Consider the following 19,745-nt stretch of genomic DNA (forward strand, 5'->3'; position numbering starts at 1 on the left):
GCGGGCAGGATCTCGGCATGGCCTTTGACGCGCGCGGCGGTCGGTCGCGACGGAACGTGAGCCGTCCGGGGCTGGTGCGGCGTACCCGCGGCAGCCACCCGGCAGGGTCCGTCGACCAGGACCAGCCGGCGTCCCTCGGCGAGCCGGTCACCATGCGCCTGGACGGCCGGGTCGCGCTGGTCACCGGCGCGGGCAGTCCCGACGGCATCGGGTACGCGACCGCGCGTCGCCTCGCCGACCTGGGTGCCCGGGTGGCGATCGTCTCCACCACCCGGCGGATCCACGAGCGCGCCGGTGAGCTGGGGGTGACCGGCTTCGTCGCCGACCTCACCGACGAGTCCGAGGTGGGCGCGCTCGCCGACGCGGTGGCCGAGCAGGTCGGCGACGTCGAGGTGCTGGTCAACAACGCGGGCCTGGCCAGCCGGGCGAGTCCGGAGGTGCTGCGGCCGGTCGCCCAGCTCAGCTACGACGAGTGGCGCGGCGAGATCGACCGCAATCTGACCACCGCGTTCCTCTGCAGCCGGGCGTTCATCGGCGGGATGGCCGAGCGGGGCTGGGGGCGGATCGTCAATCTGGCCGCCACCGCGGGCCCGGTCAACGCGCTGCCCACCGAGGCCGCGTACGCGGCGGCGAAGGCGGGCGTGGTGGGGCTGACCCGGGCGCTGGCCATGGAGATGATCGCCGACGGGGTGACGGTGAACGCGGTCGCGCCCGGCATCATCCACACCGCGGCGTCCACCATCGTGGAGATCAAGCAGGGGCTCGGCACCCCGGTCGGCCGGCCCGGCACGCCCGACGAGGTGGCCGCCGCGATCGCCTTCCTCTGCTCGCCGGCCGCCTCGTACATCACCGGGCAGATGCTGGTGGTCGACGGCGGCAACAGTGTCCGGGAGGCCCAGTTCCGCTGAGGCGTCAGCGGTAGGAGCCGTTGTCGGAGTTCGCCCAGATGGCCAGGCCGATCCAGCCGCAGCAGACGAGCAGCCCGATCGCGGTGAAGGCGTAGCTGAGGATCAGCCCCCAGTTGGCGAGCTGGCCGCCCTCCTCGCCGGTCTGCCGGATCTGCCGCTTGGCCAGGTGCCCGCAGACGATGCCGGCGGGAGCGAAGACGAAGGCGAAGACCAGCGACAGGATCGCCAGCATGTTGGGCCCGCCGCCGGGTGCTCGCGGGCCCTGCCCGGGCGGCCCGTACTGCCCGTACGGGGGCTGCGGCGCGTACGGCGGCTGTTGGCCCCACGGCGGCTGCCTCGGGTGCCCGTACGGCTGCCCGTAGGCCGGCGGCTCGTGCGGCGGTGGTTCGTACGGTGGCGGCTCGTGCGGCGGCGGTTCGTACGGTGGCGGCTCGTGCGGCGGCGGTTCGTGTGGCGGCGGGGCATACGGCGACTGGGCGTTCGGCGGCTCGTACGGCGACGGTGGCTGCTCCGGCTCGCCGGGTGGTTGGCTCACGTCGCCGCCTCCCTGCGATCGGCGTCGGCGTGAGCCTTCACGGCGCTGAGCCCGATGGTTCGCCCGCTACGCTCGCTCACGCCCGCTCGCCCCCTCCGTCGCAGGTCAACAGCCCTCTCTTGCGGACGCTACCCGCAGCGGTGAACCTTTTCACAGCGGTTGTGTGGACTGGTCACCTTGGCCTCGCCCGTCGCGCCGCCGATACTGACCGAGCGTTCAGTTACCTGTGAGTAATGCGTCGATCCCGGAGGCTGCGATGGCCCGACTCGCCCAGACACCCGGCCTGACCGACGTGCAGCGGTCGATCCTGGAGACCGTCCGGGAGTTCGCCGACCGGGAGATCATTCCGCACGCCCAGCGGCTGGAGCACGCCGACGAGTACCCCACCGACATCCTCGACGGGATGCGCGAGATGGGTCTGTTCGGCCTCACCATCGCCGAGGAGTACGGCGGCCTCGGCGAGTCCCTGCTCACCTACGCCCTGGTGGTCGAGGAGCTGTCCCGGGGCTGGATGTCGATCTCCGGCATCGTCAACACCCACTTCATCGTGGCGTACCTGATCTCCCAGCACGGTTCGGCGGAGCAGCGGGCCCGGCTGCTGCCGAAGATGGCCACCGGCGAGGTGCGCGGCGCGTTCTCGATGTCGGAACCGGAGTGCGGCTCCGACGTGTCGGCGATCAGGTCGAAGGCGGTCCGCGACGGCGACACCTTCGTGCTGAACGGCCAGAAGATGTGGCTGACCAACGGCGCCTACTCCTCGGTGGTGGCCACCCTGGTCAAGACCGACACCGGCGCCGACTCGGTCTACGGCAACATGAGCACCTTCCTGCTGGAGAAGCAGCCCGGCTTCGGCGAGACCGCGCCCGGCCTGACCATCCCCGGCAAGATCGAAAAGATGGGTTACAAGGGCGTCGAGACCACCGAGATGATCCTCGACGGGGTCACCGTCCCCGCCTCCGCCGTGCTCGGTGGCGAGGAGCGGGTCGGCCGGGGCTTCTACCAGATGATGGACGGCATCGAGGTCGGCCGGGTCAACGTCGCCGCCCGCGCCTGCGGCATCTCCATCCGCGCCTTCGAGCTGGCCGTGGCGTATGCCCAGCAGCGCCGCACCTTCGGCCAGCCGCTCGCGAAGCACCAGGCCGTCGCCTTCAAGCTCGCCGAGATGGGCACGAAGATCGAGGCGGCGCACGCCCTCATGGTCAACGCCGCCCGGCTCAAGGACGCCGGCCAGCGCAACGACGTCGAGGCCGGCATGGCCAAGCTGCTCGCCTCGGAATACTGCGCCGAGGTCGTCCAGGAGGCGTTCCGCATCCACGGCGGCTACGGCTACTCCAAGGAGTACGAGATCGAGCGGCTGATGCGGGAGGCCCCGTTCCTGCTCATCGGCGAGGGCACCTCGGAGATCCAGAAGACCATCATCTCCCGCGGCCTGCTCAAGCAGTACAAGCTCTGACCGGTTGTCAGGAGGGGCCCCTTGTCGACGCCTGCTGCATAGCAGGTGCCCCTTCTCACCGCCGGATGCGGCGCGGGGTCAGCCGAGCCGGGCCAGGGGTGGCTCCGGCGGGGCGACCGGCAGACCCACCGCCAGCGCCTCCGGCCGGGACCGGACGTGCTCGATCGCGGCGAGCAGCCGCTCGTCGGAGACGCTCACCTTCCGTCCGCCGACCACCTGTGGCGTCAGCCGGCCCGGGGCGACGCGCAGCCACACCCCGTCGGGCCGCTTCCGGGAGTTCAGCCGGGCTTCCTTGACCTCGGACCAGGGGAACCACTCCGGGCCGTCCCGCAGCCCGCTCGCGGTCAGCGCCAGCCGGCCGGTGAACCGGGCCTCCTGAAACACGGCCCGACCGAGGCCCAACGCCAGCGCGGTCAGCAGCACCGTCCGGCCGACCCCGACCCAGGACCAGCGGTCCGGGATGACCGAGACCACCCCGACCGTCAGCGTGATCCCCCAGAACACGCCGGTGGCCATTTCCAGCCAGGCGGCCGAGGAGCGTCGCGCCACCAGCCCGGGCTCTGTCCCGTCCCGGCCGGCCACCTGGGCGTGCCAGACCAGCCGGCCGGTCCGCCGTGGCCGCCAACGCCGCTGGACCAGGTGCAGCGCGCCGGCCAGCCCGGCCAGGCCACGGACGTCGGCCAGGTCGGCCCTGCTCATCAGGAGCAGCAACCAGGCGGCCACCGTGGCGACTGCGCCGCCGGCCAGGAGGGCGGTCAGCCGGCGGGACCAGAACCCGTCGCGGCTGGGCTGCGCCGACGCCACCGCCGGCCCGGGGAGGGACACGTCCGCAGGGTACGCGGACCCGGCCAGCCGCCCTAGCCGTCCGAGCCGGAGAGCCGTACCGCCAGGCGCTCGCGGGCCCGGGCGACCAGGGCGGTCGGTTCGTCGGCGTAGAGGCGGATCTCGTGCACGGGCTCACTCGGGCCCTTGGGCAGGGGTACGGAGAGCGGCTCGCGGAGCACAATGTCCACGCTGGTCTGGCTGCCGGCGCTGATGTTCAGGATCGTTCCCGTGTCGGCCTGCTCGCTCTGGACGGCCCGGCTGGACGGCAACGACCGGTAGCGGTGCTCGATCCGGGTGACGGCCGACCAGGGGACGAGGAAGTCGACCGAGAAGCCGTTCCGCACGCGTAGTCCCGCCGCGCCGGCGACGTGCGGGTGGATCCGCAGGCTGGCGAAGAGTCCGATCATCCAGAGCACACCCCAGATCCCGAGCGCGAGCGCGGCCTGCCGGACCGGCCGCCACGAGACGGTGTGCCGGATGATCAGGTCGAGGATCGGGATCTCGATCGTGGAGAGCGCGATGAAGACGCCGAGGATCGGCTTGACCACGCCGACGTAGCCGAACGCCGCCGCCCCGGGCTCCAGGGCCGGGGGCCGGCGGAGCAGCCACCTGCCGAGGCTCACCCACATGCCCACCTCGTACGCGACGATGCGCCGCAGCAACGCGACGGTCTGACTCTCCACGGCCACCTGCCTCAGGTCGCTTTTTGCATTGCAGTTGCAACGTAAACGGCGGGCGGCCGGCGTGTCAATGCAGTCGTATTGTGAAAACATGGGGTCATGCCGAAGCGGGTCGATCACCGGGAGCGCCGCACGCTGATCGCCGACGCCCTGATGCGGGTGGCCGCCGAACACGGGCTGGAAGCGGTCAGCCTGCGCCACGTCGCGGCGGAGGCCGGCGTCTCCTCCGGGATGGTGCAGCACTACTTCCGCACCAAGGACGAGATGATGACCTTCGCCCTGTCGGTGGTGCGCGAGCACAACGAGTCCCGGGTCGGTCAGGCCGTCGCGGCGCTGGGACCGGACCCGTCCCCGCGTACGCTGCTCCGGACCATGCTGACCGAGCTGCTGCCGCTCGACGAGCCACGCCGCGCGGACGGCCGGGTGGCGCTGGCGTTCCTGGCCTACACCGCGGTACGCCCGGCCGTGGCTGCCGCGCTGCACCGGGAGACGGCCGAGCTGCTCGCGTTCATCGCCGGGCAGATCCGTGCGGCGCAGGCGGCCGGCGCGGCGCGGGCGCGCGTCGACCCGGACCGGGCCGCGGTGGCCCTGCTCGCCGTGATGGAGGGGCTGGGCGTCTATCTGCTCGGCGGCCACTACCCGCCGGAGACGGCGCTCGGCGCGCTGGACAGCCAGTTGGACCTGCTGCTCGGCCCCGGCGGGCCGGAAGAGCGCGCGGCGGAGTGTTGACCGGTCCGGCTCGGGCGGTCTCGGGCGGTTCAGCCGAGCCGGGTCAGGCCCGCCGCGGCCCGCTCGATGACGAGGCAGTGGTCCTCGACGTAGTCGATCCCCGCCTCCTCGGCGATCTGCCGTGCCTGGGCCGAGACGATCCCGAGCTGCAACCACACCGCCGGGGCGCCGATCGCCACCGCCTCCCGGACCACGTCCACCGCGTCCCGGGCCGGGCGGAACACGTCCACCAAATCGACCGGGTGCGGGATGTCGGCCAGTGACGGGTACGCCTTCTCGCCGAACAGTTCGTCCACCGTCGGGTTCACCGGGATGATCCGCCAGCCGTACCGCTGCATCTCCGCCGGCACCCGGTGCGCGGCCTTGCCCGGGTCGCGGGACGCGCCCACGACGGCGATCACGGCGGAGTCGGCGAGGATCTGCTGAGCTGAACGCACCCGTCGAGCCTAGCCCTGTCGTGCCCGGCCGCCGTCTAGAGCAGCGTCAACTGTTCCGCCCGGGTCGGCGGCGGCTCGGTCACCCGCCGGTTGTCGTCTGCCTCGCTCCGGTGCAGGCCGTGCCGGCGGGCCGCCATCCGGACCCGCGCGGTCACCTCCCGCTGGTACGCCTGTGGCGCATACGCCCCGGACCGGTAGAGCTGGCGGTAGCGGGGGACCAGATGCGGGAAGTCGCGGGCCAGCCAGTGCGCGTACCACTCGCGGGCGCCGGGGCGCAGGTGCAACGGCAGCGGGGTGACGCCGGTGGCCCCGGACCCGGCGATGGCGGCCACGGTGGCATCGATCGACTCCTCGTCGTCGCTCAGCCCGGGCAGGATCGGCGCCATCAGCACTCCCACCTCGAACCCGGCGTCGGCGAGCTGGCGTACGGCGTCGAGCCGGCGGCGCGGGCTCGGCGTGCCCGGCTCGACCGCCCGCCACAGCGCCTCGTCGGCGAAACCCACCGAGTACGACAGCCCGACCCGGGTGACCTCGGCGGCCTGGCGCAGCAGTGGCAGGTCCCGCAGGAGCAGCGTGCCCTTGGTCAGGATCGAGAACGGGTTCGCGAAGTCCCGCAGCGCCTCGATGATCGGCGGCATGAGGTGATAGCGCCCCTCGGCCCGCTGGTAGCAGTCCACGTTGGTGCCCATGGCGACGTGCGCGCCGCGCCAGCGTGGGGCGGCCAGCTCGCGACGGACCAACTCACCGGCGTTGACCTTGACGATCACCTTTCGGTCGAAGTCCGCCCCGGCGTCGAGGTCGAGGTAGGTGTGGGTGTTGCGGGCATAGCAGTAGCGGCATGCGTGACTGCATCCCCGGTACGGGTTGATCGTCCACTCGAACGGCACGCGGGACGCGCCGGGCACCCGGTTGATGATCGACTTCGCCTGTACCTCGTAGAAGGTCATCCCGGCGAAGCCGGGGGTGTCGAAGGTGCGGGCGACGGCGCCGGGGAGCGCCAGCGGCAGGGGTGGAGCCGCTGGCGCTGCCCCGTCGGGACTCCCCTCGTCCGGGGGAGCGGAGAGGTTGTCCCAGCGCATGGGGCTAATTCGAACACGCGTACGAACGATGCGCAAGTGACTCGCCGGACACCCGCGAGCCGAGCGGCCCGGTCGGGTGCAGGATGGGGGCATGGAGACGTCGACCTTCGTCTACGACGGCGACTGCGCGTTCTGCACCCGCTGCGCGCAGTTCATCGAGCGCCGGATCCCCACCGGTGCGCGAGTGCTGCCCTGGCAGTTCGCCGACCTGGCGGCGCTGGGGCTGACGGAAGCCGAGTGCGAGGAGGCGGTGCAGTGGGTGGGCGCCGACGGCTCCCGCGCCGCCGGCCCGGACGCCATCGCCAAGCTGCTCGGCGACAGCGCGCGGCTGTGGCGAACCGCCGGTGCCGTGCTGCGCTTTCCGCCGGTGCGGGCCGCCGCCTGGCCCGCGTACCGCTGGGTGGCTCGCAACCGGCACCGGATGCCGGGTGGCACGGCCGCGTGCGCGCTGCCCCAGGAGGCCCGGGAGCGCCTCTACGGCCCGACCGGCCGTCCCGCCGCCGGATCCTGACCCGGGCCGGACGCCGACGGCGTGCGCCGCCCGGCACCTGGCCGCCAGGCCGGGGCGGCCATCACCGCGGGCTGGACCCTGGCGAGTGCGGGTGGCGGGAACGCCGCGGGCGGTCAGCCGCCGGTGGCCGGACCGACAGCCGGCTCGGGGCCGGTGAGCGGGGTGGCCGGGGTGGACGCCGCGCCGCTGTCGGGCGTGCCCCGGCCACGGGTCAGCAGCCGGCGGGCCCACACCACCGGGCGGACCTTCTCCAGCGGCAGGAAGCTGGTCATCGCCACCAGGTGCGGGGCGAACGAGATGGTGATCGTCGCGATGGTCACCAGGTGGAACGAGTAGAAGAAGCCCACCGCGGCCAGCCGCCACCGCTGCGGCAGCACGAAGACCAGCGGGCTGAGCAGCTCGAAGGCGAGGATGCCGAACTGGGCGACGATCAGCAGGTGCGGCACCTGGGCGATCAGGTCGGCCAGCTCGGTCCCGCGGCGGATGATCGCCCGGGCCAGCACGGACCCGGTCGCCCAGTCCAGGCCGCCGAAGCGGAACTTCGCCCAGGCCGCCAGGAAGTACGTGCAGATGACCGCGATCTGGGCGACCCGCAACGCCCAGCCGCCCGCCTCGCTACGGGTGGGATCGCCGTGCCGGGCGCGTCCGGCGGTGGGTAGCACGGCCAGCGCGACGAGCAGCCCGAACCGGTCGTGGTCGACCTTGCCGTAGCTCATCGCGACGATCATCCACTCGAAGTAGAGCGCGAAGACCGCCCAGCCGAGCAGCCGGGGTGCCCGCCCGGTCGCGGCGAGCAGGGCGAGCGCCAGCAGCACCCAGAAGATCACGGCGACCAGCGCCGAGTTGGGGGTGGGCAGCGACAGCAGCCGACCGATGAACAGCGGTCGGTAGAGGTCGCCGGGCACGTCGACGCGGCTGCGTACCCAGGGGGTGAAGACCACCAGGTCGGCGGCGACGAAGAGGTAGACGAGGGTACGGAAGGCGGCCACCCGGCCGCGCGGGACCGCCTCGGTCAGCCAGCCGGTCACGGGATGGCCAGCCAGCGTACGGCGGTCTGGTCGTTCCACTGTCCGGTGGGACGGCCACCCCGGATGTCGTACCAGCGGACCACGATGCGGACCTCCACCAGGGCGGGGGCGGCGGGATGGCGCTCGGCGTACGCCTCGGCGACCCGGCGCAGCAGGGCCGGGTCGGCGACGTAGCGGCTCTGCTGGCCCTCGATCTCGGCGCGGCGGATGCCGGTGGCGTCCTGGCCCAGCGCGACCACCGCCCCGGTGCGGTCCACGCCCTCGACGCGGGTGTCCGGTGCGGGCGCGTCCGGCGGGTCGGAGGTGGAGTACATCCGGAACGGCCCGAACGGGAAGTCGTCGTCGGTGCCGCGGACGGTGCCGGCGAGGAGCAGCGTCAACCCGAGAACGGTGGCGCCCAGCCGGACCGCGCGCCCGCGGGTGGTCAAGGTCTCCATCGGCTGGTCACGATACGCGATGAGGCACCGGGAGGTGTCCGTCCGTCGTCCAGTTTCGCGCTGGCCGGGTGGTCGCACGGTGGCCCGCCGGAGACGACGCCGGCCGGGATCCCCGTGTCGCGGGGCCCGGCCGGCGCCGAAGTCGGTGGGTGGTGCTGGTCAGTGCTTGTGGCCCTGCTCGACCATCTGCTTACGGACCTCGTCCATGTCCAGCTTCTCGACCTGCTCGATCAGGTTCTCCAGCGCGGACTCGGGCAGGGCACCGGGCTGCGCGAAGACGATCACGCCGTCCTTGATCGCCATCACCGTGGGGATCGAGCTGATGTTGAACTTGGCCCCCAGCTCCTGCTGCGCCTCCGTGTCGACCTTGCCGAAGACGATCTCCGGGTGCTTCTCGGACGAGCGCTCGTAGACCGGGGCGAAGCGCTTGCAAGGGCCGCACCACTCGGCCCAGAAGTCGAGCAGGACGATGCCGTCGCGCTCGGTCACCTCTTCGAAGTTGGCCGTGGTCAGCTCAACCGTTGCCATTGCACTCTCCGATCAGCGCGGATTGCCTACGACCCGTGGAACCACGGTTGATGCCCTTTAATTCCCGTGACGTACGCGACGAAACGCTGCGCAGCACTGCGGTCACGCTGCGACCCATCGAGAGTAATCTGTCTGACCCGCCGTGTGGAGCGCAAGTGCAGGACGCATTTGCGTGACGGCACGTGATGGGAGCGTTTCCAGGGAGATCACCGTGAGTGTGCACTACGGAGCGGTAACTTGACACTTGACATGGAGCGATCCGGGCCGCGGAGATCGCTTACGGGGTGGCCGCTCGTCACCGAGCGTGTTGTTACGAAAAGATAAATGTGACGTCCGTCTCTGTTGGTGTGGCCTTCCCGTGCGGCAGAATCTTTCCCATCAGAGCGTGGGCGGCGGGTGCCGGGGAGGGCCCCGCCGCTCATTGCGTCTCCCCCCGGGTCGGTCCGGGTGTGACATTTCCTCGCGCAGCGCGCCCCTGGCGCCGCCTTAACGGCCAGTAAGGCATGCTGTGCCGAACTCCATCGCCGCCCGTCGAAGGGGGACAAGGATGCAGTTCGGCCGCTACTACGAGGAGTTCGAGGTCGGCGCGGTCTATCGGCACTGGCCGGGCAAGACGGTCACCGAGTACGACGACCACCTCTTCTGCCTGCTGACCATGAACCATCACCCGCTGCACCTGGACGCCCACTACGCCGGGTCGGCGACGCAGTTCAAGCGCAACGTGGTGGTCGGCAATTACATCTACTCGCTGCTCCTGGGCATGTCGGTCCCGGACGTCAGCGGCAAGGCGATCGCCAATCTGGAGATCGAGTCCCTGCGGCACGTCGCCCCGACCTTCCACGGCGACACCATCTACGGCGAGACGACGGTGCTCGACAAGCGGGAGTCCGCCTCGAAGGCGGACCGAGGCGTGGTGGCCGTGGAGACCCGCGGCTACAACCAGGACGGCACGCTGGTCTGCGTCTTCCGTCGGAAGGTGATGGTCCCCAAGAAGGAGTACGCGGTCGCGGCCCTGCCCGAGGGGGTCGATCCGGAGCGGCCCAGCTTCCCCGAGCCGCGCTGACGCCGACCTGCGACGCGGGCCCCTTCCGATCCGTGTGGAAGGGGCCCGTTTCCCGTTTCGGGGCATATGCTGACGCCGGAGGTCCCCCGATGAGCGAGCGCCAGCGAGCGAGTCATCAACACAGCGCGCCGACCACCGCCTTCTACTCCCCACCGGAGTGGGACCTGTTGACCGATCTGCCGGGTCGGGTCCTCGTCGCCGCCGCCTCGCCGGCACCCGGGCGCCCGCCCCGTGGGGTGGCCGCCGGGCTCGCCGGGCTGGACGCCGTCGCGGCCGGCCGGGGGTTCGACAGCGACCTGGTCCGGGCCGTGGTCTCCGCGATCTACGCGCGGCACGACGGCGTCAACGAGCGGGACGGCCGGCTCACCGACATGGTCGACCTGCTCGCCGCCTGCCGGGCCACGGTGCGCGTGCTGCGACGCCGCGCCGACCCGGCCGACTCGGCGGCCTACCGGCAGTGGGTGGAGTCCGTCGCGGCCCGGGTCTGCCGCGCCGGCGACGGAGCCAGCCCCGCCGACCGGCGCTTCCTCGACCGGCTCGGGGGCGCGTTGGAGCTGCGGTGACCGGAGCGCCCGGTCCCCGGCCGTCGCGCCGGCCGAACCCCCGGTGAGGGTGCCGGATCGGGGCCGTACGCTCTACAAACCGTGACCGACGATCAGTTCGACGTGGGTGTGGGGCCCTGGCCCGGCGACCCGCCGGACGACCCCCGGTACGACCCGGAGCTGCTCGCCGAGGGCGACCGGCGCAACGTGGTGGACCGCTACCGCTACTGGCGGCGGGAGGCCGTGGTGGCCGACCTGGACCGGCGCCGGCACGACTTCCACGTGGCCATCGAGAACTGGCAGCACGACTTCAACATCGGCACGGTGGTCCGCAACGCCAACGCCTTCCTCGCCGCGGAGGTGCACATCGTCGGGCGGCGCCGGTGGAACCGGCGCGGGGCCATGGTGACCGACCGCTACCAGCACGTCCGGCACCATCCCACGATCGAGGAGTTCGTCGCCTGGGCGGCGGAGGGGCAGCTGCCGGTGGTCGGCATCGACAACCTGCCCGGCTCGAAGCCGCTGGAGACGAGCGTCCTTCCCCGGCGCTGCGTGCTTCTCTTCGGCCAGGAGGGGCCGGGGCTGTCCGACGTGGCCCGAGCCGCCTGCGACCAGCTCTTCTCCATCGCCCAGTACGGCTCGACCCGGTCGATCAACGCCGGGGTGGCCAGCGGCATCGCCATGCACGCCTGGACCCGCGCCTACGCCGGGCCGCCGCCGGACTGACGCGATCCGCCTGATCGGCCCGCTCCGCTTGACGCCCCGCCGGCGCGGGGTGACGGTGGGGATGTGAGTGTCGCGATGAGTTGCCCGAAGTGCGGGGGGTCGGTCCGGGGCCCGGACCTGATGCACGGTGAGTCGCGGTGCCTGCGCTGCGGTCCGGTGCCGCCGCTGCACGTACCCGAGCACATCGGCACCGAGATCCTGGCCAGCGTGGTGGAGCGGCTGGCGGCCGACGCCGATCCGGCCGGCCGGCCGGGCGTACCGCTCTGGTGCCCGTGGCCGCTGCCCGCCGGGTGGACGCTGAGCGGGGTGGCCTGGGCCGGGGACGACCCGGGCGGAGTGCGCGCCACCGCGGTGGCCTGCGCCGGCCCAGCCCCGCTCGACGGCGGGCCGGCCGACCTTCTCTTCGTCGCCGAGGAGCCGGGCGTCGGGCTGGGCTCCCGGTTCGCCGGGCTGCCCGGTCCAGACCCCGGGCCGCAGGTCGCGGAGGCCTTGGCGGAGCCCGGCCCAGGTCATCCGGAACGTGTGCCGCGCGCGAAGATCCGGGTTGGCGGCCACCCGACTCCACTGTGGCTCGTCAACTCGCCGACCGATCGAAGTGCGTACGCCGGCGAGGCTCGGGGAATGTGGCTTCATGCGATAGCCTGGCCGGCGAGTGCGGGTCACCTCCTCGCGGAAGAAGTCGTGCTGCACGACCTCACCGAGTGGACTCCGCCCGAACTCGTGTACGGCGCACCATCTCCGTACCTGCACGGACGGGCCTGACCGGCCGGCACCGGCGGTGGGAGATCGAACACGGATATTCACCGTACGACATGATGCTGATACTCTGGGTGCCACTGCGGTAAACGCACCCGGTGCCGCGCGAGAGGATGGCCCGCCATGGTCAAGAAGGTCCTCACCTGGGCCGGCATCGCATTCTTGATCTTCTTTGTTGCCTACCGGCCGAACTCCGCCGCCGACGTCTTCAAGTCCCTCGGCGGCGGCATCATGGACATCGCCCAGGGATTCGGCGACTTCTTCACCAGCCTGGTCGCCTAGCCGCCGATGGGAAGCCCCTCCGGTCCGCCCTTCGACCCCGACGATCCCGACCGCGAGCGCCGGGAGCGCGACACCGAGCCGATCCCCCGGATCGACCCTGACGACGTCGGCTACGGCGACGGCCCTCCTTTCTCAGACGACGCCGGCTACGGCGACGGGCCGGGTCTCGCCGGCGAGGGCCAGTCCGGGCGGTCCTGGATCCGTGATCCGGAGGCCGGCTACCAGCCGCCGCAGATCTCCGAGGACGAGTTGTCCGGGCTGCGCGTCGACGCCGCGGGCATGGCTCCCCGTCGGGTGCTCCCGCTGGAGGACGAGCCCACCTCGCTGGTGGCCCGCTATCTCTTCCCCACCGAGCGCTACCGGGGCGAGTGGAAGCGGCACTGGATCCACCTCTCCACGCCGATCATCATCGGCGTCGTCGCCACCTTCGTCCTCGGCTACCTCTCCGGCTTCCTCGCCGGACGGAACGTCGGGGCACTGACCACCGTCGCGGTGCTGCTCTGGTTCGCCGTGATGGGCTGGGTCGCCTGGCGGGTCGCGGACTGGTGGTACGACCGCTTCATCCTCACCAACAAACGGGTGATGGTGGTCAACGGCATCATCACCCGGCGGGTGGCGATGATGCCGCTGGCCCGGGTCACCGACATGAAGTACGAGCAGAGTCCGGCCGGGCGGGCGCTCAACTACGGCACCTTCGTGCTGGAGTCCGCCGGTCAGGACCAGGCCCTCCGTGAGGTCAAGAACCTGCCCAACCCGAACGAGCTCTACCTGCGCGTCGTCGAGGAGATGTACGAGCCGCAGGCGGTCGAGGCCCGGTTGGGCAAGGAGGCCGACGAGGCCAAGGCGGACGACGGGGCCTGAAACTTTTCGTCCGAACATCGGATGAACTGCGCACCAATCGCCGTCGACCCGACCCGCCCGGACGTGGCAGCCTGCCAGGCAGGACCGGGTGTGGAGGTGAGTGGTGGCGAGCAGGGACCCGCTGGAGGAGGAGTTCCGCGAGTTCGTCGCGGCCCGATCCAGCGCCTTGCTGCGTACCGCGTACCTGCTGGCCGGGGACTGGGCGACGGCCGAGGACCTGCTCCAGACCGCGCTGACCAAGACGTACCTGGCCTGGAAGCGGCTCGGCGGGATCGAGGCCATCGAGCCGTACGCCCGCCGGGTCATGGTCAACACCTCGACGAGCTGGTGGCGGCGCCGCTGGCACGGTGAACGGCCGACCGAGGTGCTGCCCGAGCGGGCCGGTGTCGACGAGATCGAGCAGCAGCTCGACCGGGACGCGCTCTGGCGGCACCTCCAGGCCCTTCCGGCCCGGCAGCGGGCCGTGCTGGTCCTCCGGTTCTACGAGGACATGTCCGAGGCGCAGACCGCCGCCCTGCTGGAGATTTCCCCGGGCACCGTGAAGAGCCAGACCTCGCGGGCGCTGAACACGCTGCGCCGCCGGCTGGGCTCCGCGGCCGCGCTCGGTCTGCCGGCCGAGCAGGAGGAGACGCCCGCGCCCGCGCCGCGTACGCCGTCGGCACCCCGGGTCGTGCCGCCGCCCGCGGCGCGCCCGCCGGCGGTGCGGCCGGCCACGCTGCCCACCGGCCCGGCCATCGCCCGCCCCGCCACCACCGTGCCGGCGGAGACCCGATGAGTAAGCGCAGCGAGCGAATCATCGGGCTCAGCGCGTTGGTGTCTCGTGGTGCCGGCGAGCGCAGCGAGGTGGCGCCATGAGCAAGCGCGGCGAGCGAATCATCGGGCTCAGCCGTCCGTCGGGCTCCGGCGACAACCAGACGGGCGGCCTGGAGCGTCCACTTTCCGTGACCGACGACGAGCTGGAGCGGGCGCTGCGGGACACCTTCTCCCGCCGGGTCGCCACGCCGCGACCGCTCGCCGCCGATCCGGCCGGCGTGGCCGTCCGGCGGGCCCGCCGCAGCGGCCATCGCCGCACACTGGCCGGGCTCGCCCTGGCCGGAGTGGCCACGGTGCTGGTCACCACCGGTATGGCCCAGTTCGGCGGTACGGCCAGCCGCGAGGGCACGCCGACCGTGGTGCTCGGCGACCCGCGCGGATTCTCGCCTTCTCCGCTGCCCATCGAGTCCGCCGTGCCCCCCACGGCCGGCCCGGTCCGCCCCGAACTCGACATGATCGTCGGCTCCTGGCTCTACACGAACGGTGGCGAACGGCGGGAGCTGACCGGGGTGAGCACCGTCGAGCAGGCGCAACGCGTCGCCGACCACGCGGGCTGGCTGCTCACCTCGGCGGTCACCGCGGCCGGCCGTACCCTCTGGTGGGTCCCGCCGAACAACGGGGTGCCGCAGGTGCTGCTCGCCGGCGCGGATGCGGTCGCGGTCGCCGCGGACGGACGGCGGGTCGCCTGGCGCGACGGCCCGGAGCTTTTCGTCGCCGGCGTGGTCGGCGGCCACCTCCTCGCGACCACCCGGACGGCGGCCCCGGAAGGGACCGAGCCGGTCGCGTTCGCCGGCGACGCGGTCCTGGTCCGGCAGCCCGCCCGGGGTGGGTTCCGCGTCTGGTACGCGCCGGTCGACGGTCGGCTGGGCACCGCGAACCGGGACGTACTCAACGTCTACGGCATGCTGCCCGACGGCCGGGTGGTCGGCCAGGTCTCGGCCGGTACGCCCCGGCGGCCCTGTCTGGCCCTGCTCGACCCGGCCCGGGACCTCGCCACGGTCCGCACCGGCTGCGGCCCGGACCTCGCCACCGACGGCCGTGGTGAGGTCTCCGTCGACGGGCGGTGGCTGCTGGTCAACGGCGCGCGGAACGGGGCGCTCCTGGTCGACCTGAACACCCTCGGCTCCGGCGTGTCGGCCCGGCCCGCCGGGCCGACGGTGGCCGGGGTGGTGCGGTGGACCCGGTCAGGGGGTGCCCTGCACGTCGACGCCACCGGCGGGCTGGTCCGGGTCGGCCCCGACCAGGTGCTGGCCGGCCAGCGGCCGACCGCCTCGCCGGTCGCCGGAGCGGCCCCCGGCGAACGGCCGGTCGTGGTGGCCGACACCCGTCCCTGAGCCGGCGTCGGCTCTGGGCCGACATCCGTACCTGAACCGGCAACCCCACGCATCGGCGTTCGCTCGGCCGGCCGGCGGAGACACCGGGACGGTAGCGTCGGCGAGGTGACCGCTGCCGCCCGAATCGACCTGCACGCCCACTCCACCGCCAGCGACGGCACCCTCAGCCCGACTGAGCTGGTCCGGGCCGCCGCCGACGCGGGCCTCGACGTCGTCGCGATCACCGACCACGACACCACCGCCGGCTGGGACGCCGCGGTCCGCGCGCTGCCGGCCGGGCTCGCCCTGGTCCGCGGCGCGGAGATCTCCTGCCGCTGGTACGGCGTCGAGCCGGCCATCCCGCTGCACCTGCTCGCGTACCTCTTCGACCCGGACGAGCCGGAGCTGGTCGCGGAGCTGGCCCGGGTCCGGCGGGCCCGGGAGGAACGCGGCGAGCGGATCGTACGGCTGTTGCAGGCCGACGGCATCGCCGTGAGCTGGCCGGAGATCCTGGCCGGCGCGGCCGGCGGGACGGTCGGCCGGCCGCACATCGCCCAGGCGCTGATCCGCGCCGGGCTGGTGGCCACCACCACGGAGGCGTTCGCCCCCGACTGGCTGGGGGAGCGGTACCGGCTACCCAAGGAGGACATCGACGTGTTCCGGGCGGTGGCACTGATCCGGGCGGCCGGCGGGGTGCCGGTTTTTGCCCACCCCCGGGCCACCCGACGCGGGCGGACCGTGCCGGACGAGGCGATCGCGGCAATGGCGGCTGCCGGGCTGGCCGGTCTGGAGGCCGACCACGAGGACCACACACCGGCCGAGCGGGCGCACGTCCGGGGGCTCGCCGCCGAGCTGGGCCTGCTGGTCACCGGCTCGTCGGACTTCCACGGGACGCACAAGACCGTCCAGCTCGGCGCGCACACCACCGACCCCGAGACGTACGAGCGCCTCGTCGCCCTGGCCAGCGGGGTGACCCCGGTCGCTTCGGGGTGACCCGCGTTTTGATCCATCTCGGCGCGGCTACCGTATTCCGGTGGATCTCAAGCTCTTCGGTGCGGTCTTCGTAACCCTGCTGGTGATCGTCGACCCGCCAGGCATGCTGCCCATCTTCCTCGCGCTCACCGGGCCGCTGCCCGCGCGCGACCGGAACCGGGCCGCCTGGCAGGCCGTCGCGCTGGCGCTCGGGGTGATCGTGGTCTTCGCCGTGGCGGGCCAGACCCTTCTCGCCTACCTGCACGTCTCGCTCCCGGCGTTGCAGGCCGCCGGCGGTCTGCTGCTGGTGCTGGTCGCGTTGGAGCTGTTGACCGGCAAGGCTGACGAACCGAGCCAGCAGAGCACCTCCAACATCGCCCTGGTGCCGCTGGGCACCCCGCTGCTGGCCGGGCCGGGCGCCATCGTCGCCACCATGCTCTTCGTGCAGCAGGCCGGCGGGTTCACCGACTACCTCGCGATCGCCCTCGCGATCGTGGGGGTGATGGCCGCGGTCTGGGTGGCGCTGCGCTTCTCCGGCGTGATCGTCAAGGTCCTCCGGCCGGGCGGCATCGAGGTGCTGACCCGGATCGCCGGCCTGCTGCTGGCGGCCATCGCGGTGCAGCTCATCGCCGACGCGGTGGCCGCCTTCGTGACCCAGTACCTCACCACCCCGCACTGACCCGCCGGCCCGCCGCCACCCCGGTGTCGCACCGGGGTGGCAGGATCTGAGGCGTGCGACGACCCTCCCCGACCGGACGACCTACCGGTGGCCGAGCGCCCCGGCCCCGCGCCGAGCAGGCCGAGCAGCTCGGCTTCGAGGGGATGCCGGAGCGCCTCTTCGTCTGTACGCCCAGCAAGCTCGGCGCGTACGCCGACTGCCCGCGGCGCTACCGCTACTCCTACGTCGACCGGCCCGCGCCGCTCAAGGGGCCACCGTGGGCGCACAACTCGCTCGGCGCCAGCGTCCACACCGCCCTGAAGAACTGGTACGCGCTCGCGCCGGACCGTCGCCGCCCCGAGGTGCTGGGCATGCTGCTGAAGGGCACCTGGGTGCGCGAGGGCTACCGCGACGACGAGCAGGAGCGGGACGCCTTCCGCCGGGCGCTGGCCTGGCTGGAGTCGTACGTGGCGGGGCTCGACCCGGCCGACGAGCCGGTCGGGGTGGAACGGGTGGTCGCCGTCAAGACCGGGGTGCTCGCGTTCAACGGCCGGGCCGACCGGATCGACTCCCGTCCCGGCGCGGACGGGCGGCCCGAGCTGGTCATCGTCGACTACAAGACCGGCCGCACCGGGCTGGACACCGACGACGCCCGCGGGTCGCAGGCCCTGGCCCTCTACGCCTACGCGGCCGAGCGGGTGTTCCGCCGGCCCTGCCGCCGGGTCGAGCTGCACCACCTGCCCACCGGCACGGTCGCCGCGCACGAGCACACTCCGGAGTCGCTGAACCGGCAGCTCACCCGGGCCGAGGAGACCGCCGGGGACATCATGGCCGCCGAGCGGGCTGTCGCTGACGGCACCGACCCCGACGAGGCGTTTCCCGCCACCCCGGGGCCGCGCTGCGGCTGGTGCGACTACCGGCGTACCTGCCCCACCGGCGCGCAGACGCCCGGCAAGGACCCGTGGTCGGCCATGGAACGCCTCGGCACGGACTCCTAGACGCCAGGCTCCGGGCACTTGACGGGAAGTTGCTGCCTCCTGGTGCGAGGGAGCCGTAACTTCGCCGCAGTTGTGCGGCCCTTGGGCCGGCCGGCTTACGCGGCGTGGCCGAGTCGGGCGGCGCGGTCCTTCGCGGCCTGCTGGATCGGCCCGACCCGGTAGCGGCGCGGCAGCGCCGCCAGGGCCAGCCGCAGCGCGCGGACGCTCAGATCCGCCGACAGCGCGGTGGTGGGCAGGCCCAGGCCGCCGTACAACCGGCGGGCCCAGGCCGGCAGCAGCGCCAGCGCGGTGCCGGCGATCCCCAGGTACGCCCAGCGTGGCGGGCCGAGGTGCAGGCCGAGCCGCACCGGCAGGCTGAGCTTCCACGGGATCGGCGGGGCGGTCAGGAAGAGGGCGGTCTCGGCTGCCTCCTTCGTCATCCGCAGGTCCGGGCGGATCCGCCGGTAGTAGTCGGCCACCTCGGCGGCGGTGCCCGGCACGTCGGCCGGGTCCAGCCCGACCAGGGCCGCCGTCCGGCGCTGCTCGGTGTAGTACGCGTCGACCTCGGCGTCGGTCAGGGCGAGCCCGGCCCGGCGGGCGGTGCTGACGAACGATTCGACCTCGGCGACGTGCACCCAGCGCAGCAGCTCCGGGTCGTCGATCCGGAACCGTTCACCGGTGAACGGGTCGGTGGCCCGCATCCGGCCGTGCAGGGTACGCAGCCGGCGGCCGGCCGCCTCGGCCTCGGCGGTGGTGCCGTAGATCGCCGTCGCCACGTAGCCGGCGGTCCGGGCCAGCCGGCCCCAGGCGTCGGTGCGGTAGTTGCTGTTCTGGGCGACCCCGGCCATCGCCCGGGGGTGCAACGCCTGGAGGTAGAGCGAACGCAGGCCGGCGACGATCAGGATCGGCTCCGCGTGCACCTTCCACGTGACCGATCCCGGACCGAACAGGCCGAGGTCATCGGTGTCCACCGCCCAAGGGTGCCACGCGCCGGACCCCGCCTCATACCCGCCGGACCGGCCTGAACCCCGGTCGCGCCCGTTGAGCCGGAGGAGGCGACGCGGTCGCGGTGACCCCGCGGCCAGATACCCCCACGTACCGCACCTGGAGTGGATCAGGCCCGGGCAGCGGTCAGCGCGGTCCGCGGACGCCGGTCCGCTGTCAGTCGTCGACCAAACGGCGGGTCTGGCACGTGGGGCAGAGACCCCAGAAGGTCACCTCCGCCTCGTCCACCTCGAAGCCGTGCGCCGTGTCCGGAGCGAGGCAGGGGGCACTTCCGGTAGCGCAGTCGATGTCGGCGATCTCGCCGCAGCCGCGGCACACCACGTGGTGGTGGTTGTCCCCGGCGCGCGCCTCGTAACGGGCGGGACTGCCGGCCGGTTCGATGCGGCGGGAGAGCCCGGCCCGGGAGAGCGCGGCGAGCACGTCGTACACGGCCTGCGTGGAGACCGAGTCGAGCCGCTCCCGGACCCGACGGGTGATCTCGTCGACCTCCAGGTGGCCGCCGTCGGCGAGGACGTCCAGCACGGCGAGCCGCGGTCGGGTGACCCGCAGGCCCCTCGACCGGAGCAGTTCCTCACCGGTGGACATGACTCAATGACAGCACGCGTTTCCGGGGCCGACAACCGACCT

At 72.9% G+C, this 19,745-nt stretch carries 25 protein-coding genes; 15 read left to right on the forward strand and 10 right to left on the reverse strand.

Annotated elements, in window-relative coordinates:
* Window positions 1-17: 17 nt before the first annotated feature.
* Window positions 18-908 (forward strand): SDR family NAD(P)-dependent oxidoreductase, encoded by an 891-nt coding sequence (locus ACIRG9_RS29940; protein ID WP_402863301.1) that lies wholly within the window; start codon window positions 18-20, stop codon window positions 906-908.
* A gap of 4 nt (window positions 909-912) precedes the next feature.
* Here the strand turns inward: ACIRG9_RS29940 and ACIRG9_RS29945 are convergent, their stop codons facing one another.
* Window positions 913-1,443 carry a DUF4190 domain-containing protein gene (locus tag ACIRG9_RS29945; protein ID WP_402863304.1) on the reverse strand — a complete coding sequence of 177 codons (531 nt, stop codon included), beginning with the start codon at window positions 1,441-1,443 and terminating at the stop codon, window positions 913-915.
* 256 nt (window positions 1,444-1,699) lie between these two features.
* On the opposite strand from ACIRG9_RS29945, the gene ACIRG9_RS29950 reads away from it, so the two are divergent.
* Entirely contained in the window at window positions 1,700-2,896 is a 1,197-nt protein-coding gene (locus ACIRG9_RS29950; RefSeq protein ID WP_402863307.1) for an acyl-CoA dehydrogenase family protein, read from the forward strand.
* Window positions 2,897-2,974: 78 nt separating this feature from the next.
* Here ACIRG9_RS29950 and ACIRG9_RS29955 read toward each other — a convergent pair whose 3' ends face one another.
* Together ACIRG9_RS29955 and ACIRG9_RS29960 are read right to left on the reverse strand one after the other, a co-directional pair.
* A complete protein-coding gene (locus ACIRG9_RS29955) occupies window positions 2,975-3,721 on the reverse strand; it encodes a hypothetical protein (protein ID WP_402863310.1) in 747 nt (248 codons plus the stop codon).
* Window positions 3,722-3,753: 32 nt separating this feature from the next.
* Window positions 3,754-4,404 carry a hypothetical protein gene (locus ACIRG9_RS29960; RefSeq protein WP_402863313.1) on the reverse strand — a complete coding sequence of 217 codons (651 nt, stop codon included), beginning with the start codon at window positions 4,402-4,404 and terminating at the stop codon, window positions 3,754-3,756.
* A gap of 96 nt (window positions 4,405-4,500) precedes the next feature.
* On the opposite strand from ACIRG9_RS29960, the gene ACIRG9_RS29965 reads away from it, so the two are divergent.
* Entirely contained in the window at window positions 4,501-5,130 is a 630-nt protein-coding gene (locus ACIRG9_RS29965) for a TetR/AcrR family transcriptional regulator (protein ID WP_402863316.1), read from the forward strand.
* Window positions 5,131-5,159: 29 nt separating this feature from the next.
* Here the strand turns inward: ACIRG9_RS29965 and ACIRG9_RS29970 are convergent, their stop codons facing one another.
* Both ACIRG9_RS29970 and ACIRG9_RS29975 read right to left on the reverse strand, forming a co-directional pair.
* Entirely contained in the window at window positions 5,160-5,567 is a 408-nt protein-coding gene (locus ACIRG9_RS29970; protein ID WP_402863319.1) for a CoA-binding protein, read from the reverse strand.
* 35 nt (window positions 5,568-5,602) lie between these two features.
* Window positions 5,603-6,646, reverse strand: a complete 1,044-nt coding sequence (locus ACIRG9_RS29975; RefSeq protein ID WP_402863322.1) for an Rv2578c family radical SAM protein — start codon at window positions 6,644-6,646, stop codon at window positions 5,603-5,605.
* Window positions 6,647-6,737: 91 nt separating this feature from the next.
* Here ACIRG9_RS29975 and ACIRG9_RS29980 point away from each other — a divergent pair, with 91 nt between their 5' ends.
* Window positions 6,738-7,157, forward strand: a complete 420-nt coding sequence (locus ACIRG9_RS29980) for a thiol-disulfide oxidoreductase DCC family protein (RefSeq protein WP_402863325.1) — start codon at window positions 6,738-6,740, stop codon at window positions 7,155-7,157.
* A 113-nt stretch (window positions 7,158-7,270) separates the two neighbouring features.
* Here ACIRG9_RS29980 and ACIRG9_RS29985 read toward each other — a convergent pair whose 3' ends face one another.
* The 3 genes from ACIRG9_RS29985 to trxA all read right to left on the reverse strand — a co-directional run bounded on the left by ACIRG9_RS29985 (window position 7,271) and on the right by trxA (window position 9,150).
* The gene (locus tag ACIRG9_RS29985) at window positions 7,271-8,185 is read right to left on the reverse strand and encodes an MFS transporter permease (protein ID WP_402863328.1); all 915 of its coding nucleotides are present in this window, start codon (window positions 8,183-8,185) and stop codon (window positions 7,271-7,273) included.
* On the reverse strand, window positions 8,182-8,622 hold the full coding sequence (locus ACIRG9_RS29990) for a hypothetical protein (RefSeq protein WP_402863330.1): 441 nt from the start codon (window positions 8,620-8,622) through the stop codon (window positions 8,182-8,184). The genes ACIRG9_RS29985 and ACIRG9_RS29990 overlap by 4 nt, the downstream gene beginning before the upstream one ends.
* A gap of 159 nt (window positions 8,623-8,781) precedes the next feature.
* Window positions 8,782-9,150: a thioredoxin gene (gene trxA, locus ACIRG9_RS29995; protein ID WP_402863333.1), complete on the reverse strand. Its 369-nt coding sequence runs from the start codon at window positions 9,148-9,150 to the stop codon at window positions 8,782-8,784.
* Window positions 9,151-9,697: 547 nt separating this feature from the next.
* Between trxA and ACIRG9_RS30000 the strand changes: the two genes are divergently transcribed.
* From ACIRG9_RS30000 to ACIRG9_RS30050, 11 genes are all read left to right on the forward strand, one after another.
* On the forward strand, window positions 9,698-10,213 hold the full coding sequence (locus ACIRG9_RS30000) for a MaoC family dehydratase (protein WP_402863336.1): 516 nt from the start codon (window positions 9,698-9,700) through the stop codon (window positions 10,211-10,213).
* An 89-nt stretch (window positions 10,214-10,302) separates the two neighbouring features.
* A complete protein-coding gene (locus ACIRG9_RS30005) occupies window positions 10,303-10,776 on the forward strand; it encodes a hypothetical protein (RefSeq protein WP_402863339.1) in 474 nt (157 codons plus the stop codon).
* An 81-nt stretch (window positions 10,777-10,857) separates the two neighbouring features.
* Window positions 10,858-11,481, forward strand: a complete 624-nt coding sequence (locus tag ACIRG9_RS30010; protein WP_402863342.1) for a TrmH family RNA methyltransferase — start codon at window positions 10,858-10,860, stop codon at window positions 11,479-11,481.
* 63 nt (window positions 11,482-11,544) lie between these two features.
* Window positions 11,545-12,243 carry a DUF6758 family protein gene (locus ACIRG9_RS30015; RefSeq protein ID WP_402863345.1) on the forward strand — a complete coding sequence of 233 codons (699 nt, stop codon included), beginning with the start codon at window positions 11,545-11,547 and terminating at the stop codon, window positions 12,241-12,243.
* Between the two features lie 117 nt (window positions 12,244-12,360).
* Window positions 12,361-12,519 (forward strand): hypothetical protein, encoded by a 159-nt coding sequence (locus ACIRG9_RS30020; RefSeq protein ID WP_007455302.1) that lies wholly within the window; start codon window positions 12,361-12,363, stop codon window positions 12,517-12,519.
* Between the two features lie 6 nt (window positions 12,520-12,525).
* On the forward strand, window positions 12,526-13,380 hold the full coding sequence (locus ACIRG9_RS30025; RefSeq protein ID WP_402863349.1) for a PH domain-containing protein: 855 nt from the start codon (window positions 12,526-12,528) through the stop codon (window positions 13,378-13,380).
* Between the two features lie 103 nt (window positions 13,381-13,483).
* Window positions 13,484-14,155 carry a SigE family RNA polymerase sigma factor gene (locus ACIRG9_RS30030; protein ID WP_402863352.1) on the forward strand — a complete coding sequence of 224 codons (672 nt, stop codon included), beginning with the start codon at window positions 13,484-13,486 and terminating at the stop codon, window positions 14,153-14,155.
* A gap of 76 nt (window positions 14,156-14,231) precedes the next feature.
* Window positions 14,232-15,527 carry a hypothetical protein gene (locus tag ACIRG9_RS30035; protein ID WP_402863355.1) on the forward strand — a complete coding sequence of 432 codons (1,296 nt, stop codon included), beginning with the start codon at window positions 14,232-14,234 and terminating at the stop codon, window positions 15,525-15,527.
* A 105-nt stretch (window positions 15,528-15,632) separates the two neighbouring features.
* Entirely contained in the window at window positions 15,633-16,499 is an 867-nt protein-coding gene (locus ACIRG9_RS30040; protein ID WP_402863358.1) for a PHP domain-containing protein, read from the forward strand.
* Window positions 16,500-16,539: 40 nt separating this feature from the next.
* A complete protein-coding gene (locus tag ACIRG9_RS30045) occupies window positions 16,540-17,157 on the forward strand; it encodes a MarC family protein (RefSeq protein ID WP_402863361.1) in 618 nt (205 codons plus the stop codon).
* Between the two features lie 143 nt (window positions 17,158-17,300).
* Entirely contained in the window at window positions 17,301-18,134 is an 834-nt protein-coding gene (locus tag ACIRG9_RS30050; RefSeq protein ID WP_402863438.1) for a RecB family exonuclease, read from the forward strand.
* A gap of 95 nt (window positions 18,135-18,229) precedes the next feature.
* Here ACIRG9_RS30050 and ACIRG9_RS30055 read toward each other — a convergent pair whose 3' ends face one another.
* Window positions 18,230-19,084 carry an oxygenase MpaB family protein gene (locus ACIRG9_RS30055; protein ID WP_402863364.1) on the reverse strand — a complete coding sequence of 285 codons (855 nt, stop codon included), beginning with the start codon at window positions 19,082-19,084 and terminating at the stop codon, window positions 18,230-18,232.
* Window positions 19,085-19,274: 190 nt separating this feature from the next.
* Window positions 19,275-19,703, reverse strand: coding sequence for a Fur family transcriptional regulator (locus ACIRG9_RS30060; RefSeq protein ID WP_402863367.1), 429 nt, complete (start codon window positions 19,701-19,703; stop codon window positions 19,275-19,277).
* Between the last annotated feature and the right edge of the window lie 42 nt (window positions 19,704-19,745).

This window comes from Micromonospora sp. NPDC093277, assembly GCF_044765245.1.
Taxonomy (GTDB): Bacteria; Actinomycetota; Actinomycetes; order Mycobacteriales; family Micromonosporaceae; genus Micromonospora.

Bases quoted from the DNA above. Each gene is read 5' to 3' on its own strand.
- ACIRG9_RS29940 (WP_402863301.1), top strand. From the start codon at position 18: ATGGCCTTTGACGCGCGCGGCGGTCGGTCGCGACGGAACGTGAGCCGT.
- ACIRG9_RS29950 (WP_402863307.1), top strand. From the start codon at position 1,700: ATGGCCCGACTCGCCCAGACACCCGGCCTGACCGACGTGCAGCGGTCG.
- ACIRG9_RS29965 (WP_402863316.1), top strand. From the start codon at position 4,501: ATGCCGAAGCGGGTCGATCACCGGGAGCGCCGCACGCTGATCGCCGAC.
- ACIRG9_RS29975 (WP_402863322.1), bottom strand. From the start codon at position 6,646: ATGCGCTGGGACAACCTCTCCGCTCCCCCGGACGAGGGGAGTCCCGAC.
- ACIRG9_RS29980 (WP_402863325.1), top strand. From the start codon at position 6,738: ATGGAGACGTCGACCTTCGTCTACGACGGCGACTGCGCGTTCTGCACC.
- ACIRG9_RS29990 (WP_402863330.1), bottom strand. From the start codon at position 8,622: ATGGAGACCTTGACCACCCGCGGGCGCGCGGTCCGGCTGGGCGCCACC.
- trxA (WP_402863333.1), bottom strand. From the start codon at position 9,150: ATGGCAACGGTTGAGCTGACCACGGCCAACTTCGAAGAGGTGACCGAG.
- ACIRG9_RS30000 (WP_402863336.1), top strand. From the start codon at position 9,698: ATGCAGTTCGGCCGCTACTACGAGGAGTTCGAGGTCGGCGCGGTCTAT.
- ACIRG9_RS30005 (WP_402863339.1), top strand. From the start codon at position 10,303: ATGAGCGAGCGCCAGCGAGCGAGTCATCAACACAGCGCGCCGACCACC.
- ACIRG9_RS30020 (WP_007455302.1), top strand. From the start codon at position 12,361: ATGGTCAAGAAGGTCCTCACCTGGGCCGGCATCGCATTCTTGATCTTC.
- ACIRG9_RS30025 (WP_402863349.1), top strand. From the start codon at position 12,526: ATGGGAAGCCCCTCCGGTCCGCCCTTCGACCCCGACGATCCCGACCGC.
- ACIRG9_RS30035 (WP_402863355.1), top strand. From the start codon at position 14,232: ATGAGCAAGCGCGGCGAGCGAATCATCGGGCTCAGCCGTCCGTCGGGC.
- ACIRG9_RS30050 (WP_402863438.1), top strand. From the start codon at position 17,301: ATGCCGGAGCGCCTCTTCGTCTGTACGCCCAGCAAGCTCGGCGCGTAC.
- ACIRG9_RS30060 (WP_402863367.1), bottom strand. From the start codon at position 19,703: ATGTCCACCGGTGAGGAACTGCTCCGGTCGAGGGGCCTGCGGGTCACC.